Source organism: Candidatus Xenohaliotis californiensis (assembly GCF_963930935.1).
In the GTDB taxonomy this organism is placed as follows: Bacteria; Pseudomonadota; Alphaproteobacteria; order Rickettsiales; family CAWVOK01; genus Xenohaliotis; species Xenohaliotis californiensis.
On sequence record NZ_CAWVOK010000004.1, the window covers coordinates 1 to 14,779 of the forward strand.

A 14,779-nucleotide genomic window follows, 5' to 3' on the forward strand; every position below is an offset into this window, starting at 1 on the left:
TATCACTGATATTCTTCTATCTCCATTTTCTATACCATTGAGAAATTCTTGTACTATAAAATTATTTTGCAAAAACTTCAATATTTGCTTTATATCACTATCAATGTTGCCTGTTTTTGTCATCTTATGCACACCTTGACCAGCAAAAAGATTTAATGGTTTTATAATATACTCAGTTTTATCAAAAAGTATATCATAAAGAAAAAAACCTAGTTTATCTTTATTAATGCTATCAACAAACATAGTTCTTGGAGTAAATTCTGGGCACACCAAAGATGGTAATTTTTTTTCTAAAAAATTATTTATATTATAAGGTGGATTTATTGCTACAATATCAAATTTTTTGCACATTTTGGCTAAATAGCTAATATTTGCCAAATAAATATCATTAACTGGTGGGTTCTGTCTAATCAGCAGAAGATCCACAGATGGCAAATCTAACGTAATAAATTCTTCAAGAGATTCACCATTGAATGGATTGCACAAAACTATGTCATCAGCACATGAAAGTAATGCTGGAGTGATCCAAAAAACACTGTGGCCTCTGTTTATAGCAGTAGTAGCAATGTAAAATGTGTCATCTTTTATAAAGTTAATTTCTGCAAATGAATCAGCTTGTATTAAAACAATCATTGTTGATTTGCGCAAATAATATTCTTATAATTAATTATACTAGGTAATTGTTGTGGTTGCTATTTAAAAAATAGAGGAAAGTCCGAGCTCCATGGAGAAAAAATGATGGGCAACACCCATCGAGGGTAACCTCAGGGAAAGGGTCACAGAAACAGACAGCCTTATGGGCAATGGTGAAACACACAAATGTGTAGTATTTTAATACTAAGACAACCCCCATTTGGAGCAAAACAGATAGAATGAAGTTGAATAAACAATGCTCTCCACATCTCATTCAGGTAAGTTGCTAGTGAAAAAATGGTAACATTTTTTTTAGATGAATAACCACACTTGACAGAACTCGGCTTACAGATTGCCTAGTGTAACTACTATTTCTTTAACATTGACATTATGCTTTGCATGTCAATGTTATTTAAAGCATTCATATCCATGCCTAAATTATTCATATCAACATTCTTCAATTTGGCAAAAACTTTTTGTATTTGTTGCTGTCGCTTAACAATAGCACCTATATCATGAGTTTTAACACCAGCTCCTTTAGAAATACGTAATTTCCTAGAAACAATATTGAGCAATTTAGGAAATTGACGTTCTGCTGGGGTCATGGAAGAAATTATAGCTTTATCTTTTTTTATTGTAGAATCATCAAATCCAGATAAATTATCCTTCAATCCACCCATCATTGGTAAGTAGCCAAGCAATGATCTTAAACCACCCATTTTTCCTATCATATTATAATAGCGCAGCATATCATTAAAATTAAACAAGCCTTTCTGAACTCTTTTAACCATACGCATCATATCTTCTTCTTCTATCTGCTCTTGAGCTTTTTCTACTACAGATACTATATCACCCATACCTAATATTTTACTTGCTGCTCTTTCTGGATGAAATTGCTCTAAATCTTTTGCTTTCTCTCCAGTTCCAACAAATTTAATACTACAACCTGTTATATATTTCATAGATATAATTGCCCCACCACGAGCATCTCCATCTACTCTAGTAGCCATGACACCAGTTAAACCAACATCATTGTTAAATTTCTCTGCTATATATAAAGCATCTTGACCTAGCATTGCATCAGCAACAAGAATGGTTTCAGATGGTTTGGCAAACTTCTTAACTTGCACTAATTCTTTAATTAATGATTCATCAACATGTAAACGACCAGCTGTATCTAAAATCAATACATCATATCCTGCAGATTTTTTAATTGCTCTTGAGGTTATTTCAAGTGGATTTTCATTAGAAATAATCTCTAAAGAATCAATGTTATTTTGCTGTGCTATAATTTTAAGTTGCTCTTGGGCTGCTGGTCTATAAATATCCAGTGATGCAACTAAAACTTTTTTCTTTCTTCTTTCACGCAAATGCAATGCTAATTTTGCAGTAGATGTGGTTTTTCCAGCACCTTGTAGACCAACCATCATGATTACAGATGGAACATTATCCAAATATAATTCAGCATTAGCTTCTAAAGCACCACCTAGTATATCTATTAAAACATCATTTGTTGCCTTAATAATCATCTTTGTTGGATCTAAACTTTTTAAAACCTTATCACCCAAACAAATTTTTCCTATACGATCTGATATAACATCTATAACAGATGGTGCAACATCAGCATCAATTAATGATTCTCGTATTATATTTAATGCCTTCTCTACATCTTTTTTAGATATATGCTTTGAACCAAGAATATTGTTAAATAAATCTGTAAACTTATTACTTAAACCATCAAACACAAAAACATCATAAAAAATAAATATTGTTATTATATGACAAATCTGAAAGACTAACAACTAACTTAAAATTATAGTTAATATAATTTACATATACTTCAAATAAAATAATACTATTGTAGTAAGGCTAATTAATAGGTTTTAAGTGAATACAAATAACATAACCAAAGACATTGAACCAATGCAAAATGATTATAAAAAAAAATGTTGTTACAAAACAAAAAAATGCTGTATTTGGATATTATTAATAGCATTAATAATGATACCAATGCTTTTAGCAGTAAAATTTAAGAATAATCAATATAGCAATTTTATATCAACAAATGGTAGTGCAGAAATGGTAATAAAATCAAATTCCATAATAGCACCAATACGACTAGTAGTGCTGAATAACAGTATAGAAAATGCACAACATAGTTTAAATAAAAAAGCAGATATAATAAAAAATTTTTTTATTAAAAATGAGATACCTGAAAATGAAATATATGTAACACCACCATCAGTATATGACAAAAAAATAGACAACTATGATAATCGTAATGAAAGATTTAGATTAGAGGCAATGGTTATTGTAAAATCACAACATGCTAATAAAGTAGAGAAAATTTTGAGCAAATTACATCAAGTTAGCGAACATGGTGTTGAGTTTACTGTAAACAATATGTTTCACATTGACTACCAGCCAGGAATTATTACCAATCTTGAAAAAGATCTTGTTAAAAAAGCTATGATATCTGCAAAAGCAAAAGCTGATGCAATTGCTAACATCTCAGGATTAAAAATTATTGGTGTACGTAATGCTATTTATAATGGTGCACTGGTTACTGAAAGCACTAAAAGCACACCATCAAGATACAAAACTATTAGAGTTGATGTAAATGTTGATTATAAAACAAAAAAATTACGAGCTAACCATCTGTAACAAGCATATTATTTGCCTTATGCCTGTTTAAAAAAAATATACACAACATACTGGCAAATAAAAAGATTATACTAAGCAGCTGCCCAATGGTTAAATAATTAAAAAAATATCCAATATGGGCATCTGGTTCTCTGAAAAATTCAAGCATAAACCTTATAAATGAGTATAAAACAATAAACAAAACAAAAGCATAGCCATCTCTATAAAAATCTTTTTTTTTAATAAAATATCTAAAAAAAAGCATTAAACATAATAGCACTAAACCTTCAAAAAATGATTCATATATTTGACTAGGGTGTCTTACTGCTCCATCTGACCCAGGAAAAACAAAACCCCATGGCATTTTAGTTACCCTGCCATAAAGCTCAGCATTGATAAAATTAGCTATCCTGCCAAAAAAAATTCCAACTGGAGCTATACAAGATATTGCATCTGCAACATAAAAAAAAGATTTCTTATGTGCTTTGGTTACTAGTAGCACACCAATTACACAGCCAATAAGACCACCATGAAATGACATTCCACCATTCCATATTTGAAATATCTCTATAGGATTTCTAAAATAATAAACAGGGTTATACAACAAAACATAGCCAATCCTTCCACATGCTATTGAAATCAATAAGGTAAAAAACATCAAATCATCATAACATTTCTTATCCAGCGTTTTTTCTTTTGTGCCAATTATAGCCAGCCAAATCCATATAAAAATTGCACCAATTATATATGACAATGAATACCATCTGATTTTTATTGCACCAAAAGATACAGCAACTGGATCAATATTAGGAAAACTAATCATTACAATCTCCTAGTCTAACAGTATTCTAATATATTAACTAACAACATTAAGAAAGTAAAATAACAAAAATATTCCAGCATCTAATCAAAGAAACCTTTTATAAAAGGTTTATAGAATAAAATAGTGTTTTATGCTATAGTAGCAAAATTGTTATTCTAATGTGGTATAACCTTGAGTGATGTGCCTAACTATGGAGAAGAAATTATTCACATAGAAGATGAAATGTGCAACTCATATATGCAATATGCAATGAGCACTATAGTAAGTCGTGCATTGCCTAATGCCTATGATGGTTGCAAGCCAGTACAAAGACGTGTATTCCATGTTATGAATGAGAATAAATTCTATCATAATTCACCATACCGCAAATCTGCCAGAATTGTTGGTGATGTTATAGGTAAATATCATCCACATGGTGAGTCTGCTGTATATGAAGCAATGGCAAGAATGGCTCAAAATTTCACCATGAATGCACCACTTATAGATGGTCAAGGTAATTTTGGTTCTATGGATGGTGATCCGCCTGCTGCCATGCGTTATACAGAAGCAAGACTAACACAACTAGCATGTGTTGGCTTGCTAGCAGATATAGACAAAGAGACTGTTGATTTTCAAAATAACTATGATAATTCACAAAAAGAACCAAAAATATTACCAGTAGCTTTTCCCAATCTATTAGTTAATGGATGCACAGGAGTTGCAGTTGGCATGGCCACCAATATACCACCACATAATCTTGGTGAAGTAATTAATGCTTGCGTTTTGTATCTAGAAAAAGATGGTGATATTAGCATAGAAGAAATAATGAAAATTATACCAGGACCAGATTTCCCAACAGGTGGCATTGTTCTTGGTTTCAAAGGATTGAATGATGCATATCTTCATGGTAAAGGTATAATTTTAGTAAGATCTAGAACTCACATTGAAAATCTTAGTAGCAACAAGCAAAGCATAATTATTACCGAAGTACCATACCAAGTCAATAAAGCTAGAATGATAGAAAATATAGTAGAACTAGTTAATAGCAAAAGAATTGAAGGCATATCTGATGTTAGAGATGAAACCGATAGAACTGGGGTAAGAGTTGTTATAGAGCTAAAAAAAGATACCAACCCTGATATATTATTAAGACAACTTTTTAGCTACAGCAATATGCAAATATCATTTGGAATTAACACTTTAGCATTGCATGACAATAAGCCAATACTCATGTCAATCAAAAAAGCTATTGGAATTTTTGTTTCTTCTAGGTATAACATTGTGCAAAAACGGACAGAGCATTTACTGAACAAAGCACGTAGTAAATGTCATGCTCTAGTTGGCTTATGTATTGCAGTAAGCAATATTAATGAAGTAATTATTTTAATAAAAAATGCCAAAGATAACAAAGAAGCGATTGAAAAACTTATGATAAGGTCATGGAGTGCTGAGAAAATTGCACCATTGTTAAAAATAATTCGCGAAGATCACAATCTATTAAATAATAATTCTTATAAATTAACTGAAACACAAACTAAAGCTATACTAGAAATGAAGCTAAGCAAACTAGTTAATCTTGAATATGACAGGCTAATTGCCAACATCAATGAACTTTCTCATGATATAATGCACTATCAACTAATACTAGATGACCCTAAAAAAATGAAGGAGCTTATTAAATCTGAATTAATAGAAATTCATAATAAATTTGCCACTCCACGCAGAACCACTATAGATAAAATTGAATACAACTCAGATATTGAAGAACTTATAGCAAAAGAAGATATTATTATAACAATTACAATAGATGGATATATTAAAAGAGTTCCACTAGATTCTTATAAAGCACAGAATAGGGGTGGAAAAGGAAAATCTGGACATAATATAAAAACTGGCGATGAAATATCGCAAATATTTAAAGCCAATACTCACACAACTATTTTATTTTTTTCAACAACAGGCAGAGTATACAAAATAAAAGCATATAAACTCCCTCCTGGTGATTTAGGATCAAGAGGTAGGGCAATTATAAATATGCTGCCAATTGAAAAAGATGAAAAAATAGCAACTACACTAATTTTTCCAGAAAAAGACAATAATAATGAAACAAATCTTATATTTGTCACAGCAAATGGAGGAGTTAGGCGCAACAAAGTCTCATTATTTGAATATATACCAAGCAATGGGAAGACAGCTATTAAGCTAAAAAATGATACTCTTATAGATGTCAAATCTTGTAATGATGATGATCAAATATTTATAGCAACTACTAATGGAAATTGCATTAGATTTGAAGTTTCAAATCTGCGTATAATGCAAAGCAGAACATCAACTGGAGTGCGTGCAATAAAACTTAACAACAATAACAAAGTTGTCTCTATAGCAATATTAAATACAGACAGTGTAGACACCAATACAAAAATGGAATTTTTAAAAATCCCAGCTGAAGATAGGATTAAGCTGGCTAACAATACAATCTCTCCTGAAAAAATTATTACTAAATATGATGCTAACATAGATTCTAATAAATTATTATCACTTGCCAAACAAGAAAAATTTATCCTCACAGTAACAAGCAATGGTTTTGGTAAATGTAGCTCAGTATATGAATATAGAATAACTAATAGAGGTGGTGTTGGTATAGCAAATATTGCATCATCTAAGCGCAATGGAACAATTATTGACAGCTTTCCAGTTAGCTACAGCGATGAGATTGTAATAATCACAAATAATGGAACGTTAATTCGTATGTTTGTAAACAAAATCAGAATTACATCACGCAACACACAAGGTGTTGTGCTAATAAAAGCTGCTAAAAATAAAACAAATAATGTTGTATCTGTTGCCAGTATTGCAGATGAAAACAGTCTAGAGGTATCAACTGATGATGTGAGTAGCGTCAATTCATGATCATGAAAATCTATAGAAAGGTGTAATATCTCAAAAGCATATCAGTATCACATTTATAGCACATCTTAATAATAATTATACATCTTCAATTTCATTTTTTGATGATCCATGGATACTAAGTAATCTTAGCTTACGGTGCAATGCCGACCTCTCCATACCAACAAATTCTGCAGTCTTGGATATATTACCACCAAATCTAGTGATTTGCGCCTTTAAATATTTTTTCTCAAATGATTCACGCGCATCTCTGATAGACATAGAAACAACATCTGGAATAGCATTTATTATATCAGTGTTTGCTGCAGGAGAAAACATATCTGATCTAATAATACTATTATTGCTATCTTTAGATGCAATTAACAACCATTCAACAATGTTCTTAAGTTGTGAGACATTGTATGGCCAATGATAAGTTTGCATCATGGTTATCACATTATTATCAAATTTTTTTCTAGGTAAATCACAGACCTTAACAAAGTAATTAACAAAGTAATTACATAAATCAGCTATATCTTCAATATGCTCTACTAGAGAAGGTACTCTAATTGGTATAACACTCAACCTATAGTATAAGTCTTCTCGCAAATCACCGCTGCATAATGCTGAATCTAAGTCAACCTCAGATGAAGTGATAATACGCATTTTTAATGTATTTTCAGCTTTAAACTGATAATCGTGTATAAAATTCAATATCTTTGTTTGAGCGCACATTGATAACTTAGTAACCTCTTCAATGTAAAGAGTTCCACCATTTGCTTTATGAAAAACGCAATTCAAATTATTCACATTAAAAACAACTTGCTCCAACTCACTGGTGCTGTAGTTAATTGGGTTAACTATTATAAAATCACCACTATAGTGCCTAGAATTATTGTGTATTAAACGTGCAGTTAATTTTTTACCAGTTCCAACAGCACCAGTAATCATAATTCTACTAAATGAAGCCGAAGATCTTTCTATAACTGAACGCAAATAACGCATTGCATGTGATTCACCAACCATTTCCATATAATTACCTGAACATTGCAAATGAAGACTATTTATCAAGCAGTTCATCTCCACAATTTTTGCCAACCTTCTGGTAAAAAAAAATATTTCATTAGTATTGTGAGGATAGTTAATATGATCAAATATGCTTCTTCCTAAATTAAATAACAAATCTTCTTCAAGAGAATTGCCAATAGTTATTATCAAATTACAACAGTTATGCACAGTTCTAATTGTACGCAAAATGTCTTTTTTAAGAAAAATTTCACCAATAAATATAAATCCAAACTGATATTTTTTATGTTTTAATAATTTATTTACATTTTTATAGCTAGACGCATGATATGAAACACAAAACTTGTCATTTTTAATTGAATTAAAGAGCTTTTTTACAATCTGCAAAACAATGGCATCTTCATTATCAACTACTAAAATATCTATTGAATACATATTTATTCATTTTTGGTGTATTTAAATATAATAAATACCTATGAACAATAAAGACAAGGTTTTTTAAAGTTAGAACAAATTAATCTAAGTAAAACAATCTGAATATCTAGATATGAAGAAAATCAGTTAACTTCATATCTAAGATAAATGCTAATTAATTATTCTATTAAAACAACTTCTCCAAATGCTCCATTTTTATGAAAAGAATGATTGGATGAATTGCTTGATCGTGGAATACGTACTGGCTGTGCTCCAGCTGATTTTGCATCAACCATATCACTATCTGAATCACCATAGTATATATGAAGACCTAGTCCTTTTATATGACTTGCCTTGTTTGCATCTGAATTGCTAAAAATAATTGGATTCATGTGTTCATTGTCAATATGAAATAATTGCTGCATTCTAGCAGTAAGTTTTTCACTCTTTACATCTCTTCTGTTGGTAATAAAATAGATCTTATCGCCACGTTTTTTATGAAATGAAAGCAATTTACTACCTATATTAATAGGTACACTAAAATCATCATAATCACCATTCATTGCTTCCCAAAAAGCATCAGAATTCATCTTCACGCCTTTTATATGCTTTAAATATTGATACCCAGGTGAAGAAAACAACAATGTATCATCAATATCAAATCCAATCAGTAAAGTCCTCTTTTTATACTTAGAATTCAATTCTGACTTCCATTGATTTAATTTCTTATGTTTTGCTAAGCTACGCACATAAATTGGAGCATCTTGCTTACAAGCAGTGCGACTATGCTTAAAATTAACTTTAAGAGGATTATTTTCTTTATCCCAAAATCCATGAATTTCAGCAATATATTGCTTACCAGTAGCACGATCAGTATTGCATTGTGGGACTATATTAAGACCAGGATAATTTTCAATTATACTTTGATAAGTAATTGCTTTATCCATGTTTTTATAAAAAAGATCTGTTGAAAATTTTGCCATACGATTTTGATAATCAATAAGTGTTTTAACAAAAATTTCTTGAGAAAATCCAGTACATGTACCATGTTTATCCCATTCATGCTTAAGCAATGGAAATTGACTACCAGGGTACATTTTATACATAGCCAATTGAAGATTGTCAGGCAAAGAATTGAAATCAAGTGATTTATTAGAACAATCCATTGGGAATGCAATTTTATCTTTAACAGTTGAAAATAAATTTGGCCATAAACCATGCACAAAAAGCTTACCATCAAATGTTTTATATAAATCATTACAAGGAGAAAAAGAATAACGACCATGACTAGAACAAATTTCAGGCATCCAAACTTGTGAGAATGTATAAAAATCAAAACAACCTGGAGGGCTGTTATGAACAGAACCTGGCTCAGGAATGGGGCAGACAACTGTTTTATGACCTAATGCCGGCAGATCACAAAAAGATACAACAATAAACAAAGGTAGGGCAAAGAATATTGCCATAAAGATTAATTTATACGAATTTTTTTTTAACATATTAGATTCTACAAAAAGAATAAATTGGTCAGGATTATATCTAATAAATAAACAAAAGTACAGAATCAATTTTCTAAAAAACACTAATTCCAGAAACAGTTTATAAAAAACTATATCCAATAGTATATTAAGAAAGATTATTGTTAATAAATTGAGTAGCAGTGATTTCCTGTATTAAAATATCTAGCATATCTATTTCTCGCACCATAGACTTTACTTTAGCTTGCTCTAAAGCTTCAGTTGCAATTTTATAAGCTTTGTCAAATTCACCTAATTTACTGTATACGCGCACTTTTAATATTCTATGATGTATGCCAGTTTTAGTACACAAATTAGTACTAAATTGATTCATTTTTATTTTAGCAATATTATGTTCACCAGACTCTAATAAGCAACGAATATAACGAATAGCTGTGCGGTAATAATCATCAGAACTATGATTAAACATTGTTAAGGCTTGCTCATAATACCATATAGCCTTCTTATTATTTTGCAAAATATCTTGATAAAGAGCACCAGCATTAAAATATACCTTGCCAGCAATAAAAAAATTACAATCTTGTATTGGCTGTTGTTTATCTAGCAAAACCAATGCATGATTAATAAATTGCAAAGATTTTTTTTTATGATTAGAAAAAGATTTCTTAGTTGCAAGAGCTCGATGTGCAGCAGATAGCAAATATAAGCTTCTAATTTGTGAAACATTGCTTGCAGATTTTTTTGCATGATACAATGCCTTCATTGATGAATTAAGCACATTTTCATAATCACCAAGGTAAAAATAAGAGCTTGCAAGACGGTTTAAAACAAGTGATTTGCTAAAGTGATCTAAATTATTATCTAAGAGAATTTTATGGCTTATGTCAGCAATAGATTGCCATTTTTCCTCTGCTTTTAAAGATTGGTAAAGGTCATTGTAATAATGAAAAGAAAAATCAATATCAGCTGCATACACCAAACAAACCTTACAAAATAAAGCTAATACAGTACACATAAACCTAGATGAACACATAATTTACTCAAATTAATCAATTAAATTTTGTCATAATATCACTAAGTTATCTTATAAAAAATTATTTTATCCAATACTAAAATTCTAAACTAATCTTCCATTAAAAAACGTGATAAATTTAAAAAAATTATTAAAAATATTAATAATTAATTAGAAAAATAGACTGTTCCTATAAAATATATAGTAAAAATATTATAAAAAATGGTATGCTGATAAAGTCATTTAAAACCTCAATAAACTTCTGTGTAACTAAGAATATGATAATAACATGTTAAGCAACATTTCTGGCTTTCCAGAGCTCCTGCCAAATAAACAAATTGTATTTGACTATATAGTAAAAATTATTAAACAACAATTTGAGCTGTATGGCTTTACTCCTCTTGATACACCTGCAGTTGAGCGTAGATCAACATTATTATCTAAAGGTAATGATAATGAAATTTATGGCATACATAGAATTGCTGAAACACAGGGCAGCAAAGATAAAGATCTTGCACTTAGATTTGATCTAACGGTTCCTCTTGCAAGATATGTTGCGCAACATTATGGTAAATTAATATTCCCATATAAACGCTACCATATTGCACCTGTATGGCGTGGTGAAAGACCTCAATCTGGCAGATATAGACAATTCTATCAATGTGATATTGATATAATTGGCAATATTGAGTTACCATTAATTTATGATGTGGAAGTATTGTCTATAGCACATAATATTTTCCATGCCATAGGCATAAAAAATTTTGTTACAAAAATCAATAATCGAAAAATATTAACAGGATTAATTAAAACTTTATGTACAGATGAAGAGATGCTTTTGCCAATTATGCGTACTATTGATAAAGTAGAAAAAATTACTAAAAATGAGTTATATGTAGAACTATTATCTCATGGGCTTAATGAGCAAAGCATTAAAACCCTTGAAGATTTTATTACACAAAAAAAAGAAAATAAGGAATGGATTAAATATTTAAAAAATATGCAGTATAATCAAAAAGAATTTAAAGATGGTGTTCTTGAATTAGAAATTTTAATAAAAGATCTGGAAAAATTCTTAACTAGTGCAGAAATAAATAAACATATACAAATAGATCCTACGATTGCCAGAGGGCTGAATTATTACACTGGTACTATATATGAAACAAAGCTAACTGATTATCCAGAGCTAGGCAGCATTTGTGGAGGAGGGCGTTACAAAAACCTGGTCACAAATTTTATTGATAGGCAACTACCAGGAGTAGGTCTTTCTATTGGTATATCAAGGTTAATTCCAAAACTAATTGAGGCAAATATTATTACCGCAGAAACTGAAACAACTGCATCAACCTTAGTAACAACACAAGATCAAAATTTTATACTAAATTATATAGAAATTTCTCAAACACTACGCAATCATGACATTAATACTGAAACGTATTTTGCACAAAAGCAATTAAGTTCACAACTAAAATATGCAGGCAAAAAAGGTTTTAAATTTGTTATTATTGCCAACAAAGATGAGTTAAAAAATAAGCATGTTATTGTGCGATCTTTAAAAACTGGCGAACAACATAGTCTAAGCATAGCAGAAGTTATTAATTTCATAAAAAATAATTAATATTAATCTATAGAAATATTAAGTAATTAGCATACATATATTTAAATCATCAATCTTCATTAAATTTAAAAAAACTATTTGTTATCTTGTTGTCAAATTGTTATATTTTGACAATTCTAATAAAAAATTAATATAAATATGACAAATACACAAACAAAACTTACAATACCAGAAAATGCTGACAAAAACATTGAAGCAAAAAAATATTATACCTTCAATGAAACTGGAAATATAATGATATCTAGTACGGCTAATTCTGGGGAAATTGAAGAAAATGTAAAAAAAATTTATTCAGAAGTTGCTGTTTTTTTTGCAGCAATGACTCGTGCTATATCAACAACAGAAAATCCAGCAACACCTGGTAAAAATTACTCCTTATATAATTATCATGCTCTTGAAAGAATTATTGATGGCTCAGGATTATTTGTTCATGTCACAGAAAGCGATGTAATTTATGAAACTAGCTCTTTTGGTCTAGATTTTAGCAAAGAATTAATTCAAGGTTTATTAGGATTAGCTACAGGTGCAGGATCTTTAGCTTTTGCATCTTCTATGATATCTTCTTTAGGTAAAGAAGGTTTAAGAATCAGCGGGTCTAGTAGTAGTTCTGAAAGTAAGGTTGGAAACATAGTTTTTGTTTGTGAATATTTACTGGGAATGCCAATTGTTAGCGCAGTTGTTGCATATGCAGACTGTAAAAAACATGCCGAAGAAATACAAGCAGGGCCATGTTTTAAAGAACAGCACACTAGTACAAAATGGGAATTACATAAAGACACCTATCTTTTTGTTACTCCAGATTTTATTAGCAAATCTAGCAAGGAGCTATCTTTAGTTGAATCAGACCCTAACTATAAAAATTTTATAAATTTACTACAAGCACTTTTGAAAAAAACTCCAACTATAACAGGAACTTATTACAAATCCGATAATGGCGAATATGTTGAATTAAAAAATAGTGAACCACTTGTTGTTGGGGTTGGTTATAGAATAATGGGTGAGTTCTTGCCAAATCCATCTACAAATGAAGAAAGAAAACAATATACCTTAAAATTTGATGCAGATAAAAAAGATATTAAAACATTAAATTGGTCTGATACTATCATAGAATTTAGTGTTGATGAACTAAGAGATAGTATTTCTAATATAGGCATTTATAAAAATAATACTAGAGTGCTTGGAACAAATGCTGGTTATAAGGTTGTAAAAACATCTTCAACTTCAAATAATACTGGTAAAAAATAAATTTAATAAAAATAGGAATTATCATGAAAGCATTTCATATGAACTTGCTGAATTTTTCAGCTTCTAATATAAATTACTGGAATGGAAAAAATCCACAAGGAAAGCTTGCACTGCTTGCTAATGAGCTGGATGAATATCATGGTCATTTAAAAACAAATGTAGACATAGCTGGCTTTACAGAAGTAGGAATTCCAAATAACCCAGACAGTTCCCAGCTGCAACGAATGATTAACTCACTTAGCTTATTGTCAGATGCACTACGTATACCAACAATAAATATTGGTGGTGTAAATGTACGATATGTTTTAATAGTAAAATGTGGACAAACAGCCTTAGGAACAGACAATGAATGTGTTGCAATTGTTCTGAATGGCAATGCATTAAATGTTAATTGTTTTATAGATTCATTTACCGTTGGTAGTTTTATTTGGAACAGAAGCGCTGTAAATATAAATAATTTTTTTGCACTACAGTTATCTCAACCTAATCCAAATACACCAGATTATAGATATCCAGTAGGTGCTGATTTTAGCCTAAATGGTACTAAGTACACGATAGGATTTATTCACAATAGGGCGCCTGGTAACAACCATGTTGCAGTTACTCTAGCTCAATTAAGAACCAGAGTTAGAAATAATTTTACACTCATTGGTGGAGATTTTAATACAGCACCCCTTTGCAGTCATCCAAACACTTGTCAAGAGGGTAGAGCACGAAATTGTAATACTTATTATCACACTGGAGCAAATACAACTAGTGCAAATAATTATGATTGGTGGCTAGGTGGAACTAACATTCTAAATGCTAATGGAGTTGCTGCTAAATGTAATGCAACGCCAAATACTCCAGGAGTACATACTACAGGTTCAGATCATAGAGGTATAGGAATAGATATATAATATCTATAATAAATATTTTACAAAGCACTGTTATAAAAATAAATTAATTATGTGATAAAAATCTTTACTAAAGATTTTTATCACATTATAATTTTTACTAAACATGATGAAGTCTTTGAAGAA

At 30.2% G+C, this 14,779-nt stretch carries 11 protein-coding genes and 1 other RNA gene; 6 read left to right on the forward strand and 6 right to left on the reverse strand.

Annotation, left to right across the window (positions count from 1 at the left end; genetic code table 11):
* Positions 1 to 633: hypothetical protein (locus tag AABI72_RS00540; RefSeq protein WP_338363393.1), on the reverse strand; the 633-nt coding region annotated here is incomplete at its 3' end.
* A gap of 39 nt (positions 634 to 672) precedes the next feature.
* Between AABI72_RS00540 and rnpB the strand changes: the two genes are divergently transcribed.
* An RNA gene (gene rnpB / locus AABI72_RS00545) (RNase P RNA component class A) lies at positions 673 to 997 on the forward strand.
* 4 nt (positions 998 to 1,001) lie between these two features.
* On the opposite strand, the gene AABI72_RS00550 is transcribed toward rnpB, so the two are convergent.
* Complete coding sequence (locus tag AABI72_RS00550) at positions 1,002 to 2,378, reverse strand: signal recognition particle protein (protein ID WP_338363395.1); 1,377 nt, start codon at positions 2,376 to 2,378, stop codon at positions 1,002 to 1,004.
* A 142-nt stretch (positions 2,379 to 2,520) separates the two neighbouring features.
* On the opposite strand from AABI72_RS00550, the gene AABI72_RS00555 reads away from it, so the two are divergent.
* Complete coding sequence (locus AABI72_RS00555) at positions 2,521 to 3,297, forward strand: SIMPL domain-containing protein (RefSeq protein ID WP_338363397.1); 777 nt, start codon at positions 2,521 to 2,523, stop codon at positions 3,295 to 3,297.
* On the opposite strand, the gene lgt is transcribed toward AABI72_RS00555, so the two are convergent.
* A complete protein-coding gene (gene lgt / locus AABI72_RS00560) occupies positions 3,284 to 4,099 on the reverse strand; it encodes a prolipoprotein diacylglyceryl transferase (RefSeq protein ID WP_338363399.1) in 816 nt (271 codons plus the stop codon). The genes AABI72_RS00555 and lgt overlap by 14 nt on opposite strands.
* Before the next feature lie 180 nt (positions 4,100 to 4,279).
* Here lgt and gyrA point away from each other — a divergent pair, with 180 nt between their 5' ends.
* Positions 4,280 to 6,988, forward strand: coding sequence for a DNA gyrase subunit A (gene gyrA, locus AABI72_RS00565; RefSeq protein ID WP_338363412.1), 2,709 nt, complete (start codon positions 4,280 to 4,282; stop codon positions 6,986 to 6,988).
* Between the two features lie 75 nt (positions 6,989 to 7,063).
* Here gyrA and AABI72_RS00570 read toward each other — a convergent pair whose 3' ends face one another.
* The 3 genes from AABI72_RS00570 to AABI72_RS00580 all read right to left on the reverse strand — a co-directional run bounded on the left by AABI72_RS00570 (position 7,064) and on the right by AABI72_RS00580 (position 10,915).
* Positions 7,064 to 8,425 (reverse strand): sigma-54-dependent transcriptional regulator, encoded by a 1,362-nt coding sequence (locus AABI72_RS00570; protein ID WP_338363401.1) that lies wholly within the window; start codon positions 8,423 to 8,425, stop codon positions 7,064 to 7,066.
* 158 nt (positions 8,426 to 8,583) lie between these two features.
* On the reverse strand, positions 8,584 to 9,903 hold the full coding sequence (locus AABI72_RS00575) for a ribonuclease T2 family protein (RefSeq protein ID WP_338363403.1): 1,320 nt from the start codon (positions 9,901 to 9,903) through the stop codon (positions 8,584 to 8,586).
* A gap of 127 nt (positions 9,904 to 10,030) precedes the next feature.
* Positions 10,031 to 10,915 (reverse strand): hypothetical protein, encoded by an 885-nt coding sequence (locus AABI72_RS00580; protein WP_338363404.1) that lies wholly within the window; start codon positions 10,913 to 10,915, stop codon positions 10,031 to 10,033.
* A 268-nt stretch (positions 10,916 to 11,183) separates the two neighbouring features.
* Between AABI72_RS00580 and hisS the strand changes: the two genes are divergently transcribed.
* From hisS to AABI72_RS00595, 3 genes are all read left to right on the forward strand, one after another.
* Positions 11,184 to 12,512, forward strand: coding sequence for a histidine--tRNA ligase (gene hisS / locus AABI72_RS00585; RefSeq protein ID WP_338363405.1), 1,329 nt, complete (start codon positions 11,184 to 11,186; stop codon positions 12,510 to 12,512).
* Between the two features lie 138 nt (positions 12,513 to 12,650).
* Positions 12,651 to 13,757 carry a hypothetical protein gene (locus AABI72_RS00590; protein ID WP_338363408.1) on the forward strand — a complete coding sequence of 369 codons (1,107 nt, stop codon included), beginning with the start codon at positions 12,651 to 12,653 and terminating at the stop codon, positions 13,755 to 13,757.
* Between the two features lie 23 nt (positions 13,758 to 13,780).
* On the forward strand, positions 13,781 to 14,656 hold the full coding sequence (locus AABI72_RS00595; protein ID WP_338363410.1) for a hypothetical protein: 876 nt from the start codon (positions 13,781 to 13,783) through the stop codon (positions 14,654 to 14,656).
* The last annotated feature ends 123 nt before the right edge of the window (positions 14,657 to 14,779 follow it).

Coding starts and splice junctions, on each gene's coding strand:
- lgt (WP_338363399.1), bottom strand. CDS start 4,099: ATGATTAGTTTTCCTAATATTGATCCAGTTGCTGTATCTTTTGGTGCA.
- AABI72_RS00570 (WP_338363401.1), bottom strand. CDS start 8,425: ATGTATTCAATAGATATTTTAGTAGTTGATAATGAAGATGCCATTGTT.
- AABI72_RS00575 (WP_338363403.1), bottom strand. CDS start 9,903: ATGTTAAAAAAAAATTCGTATAAATTAATCTTTATGGCAATATTCTTT.
- AABI72_RS00580 (WP_338363404.1), bottom strand. CDS start 10,915: ATGTGTTCATCTAGGTTTATGTGTACTGTATTAGCTTTATTTTGTAAG.
- hisS (WP_338363405.1), top strand. CDS start 11,184: ATGTTAAGCAACATTTCTGGCTTTCCAGAGCTCCTGCCAAATAAACAA.
- AABI72_RS00590 (WP_338363408.1), top strand. CDS start 12,651: ATGACAAATACACAAACAAAACTTACAATACCAGAAAATGCTGACAAA.
- AABI72_RS00595 (WP_338363410.1), top strand. CDS start 13,781: ATGAAAGCATTTCATATGAACTTGCTGAATTTTTCAGCTTCTAATATA.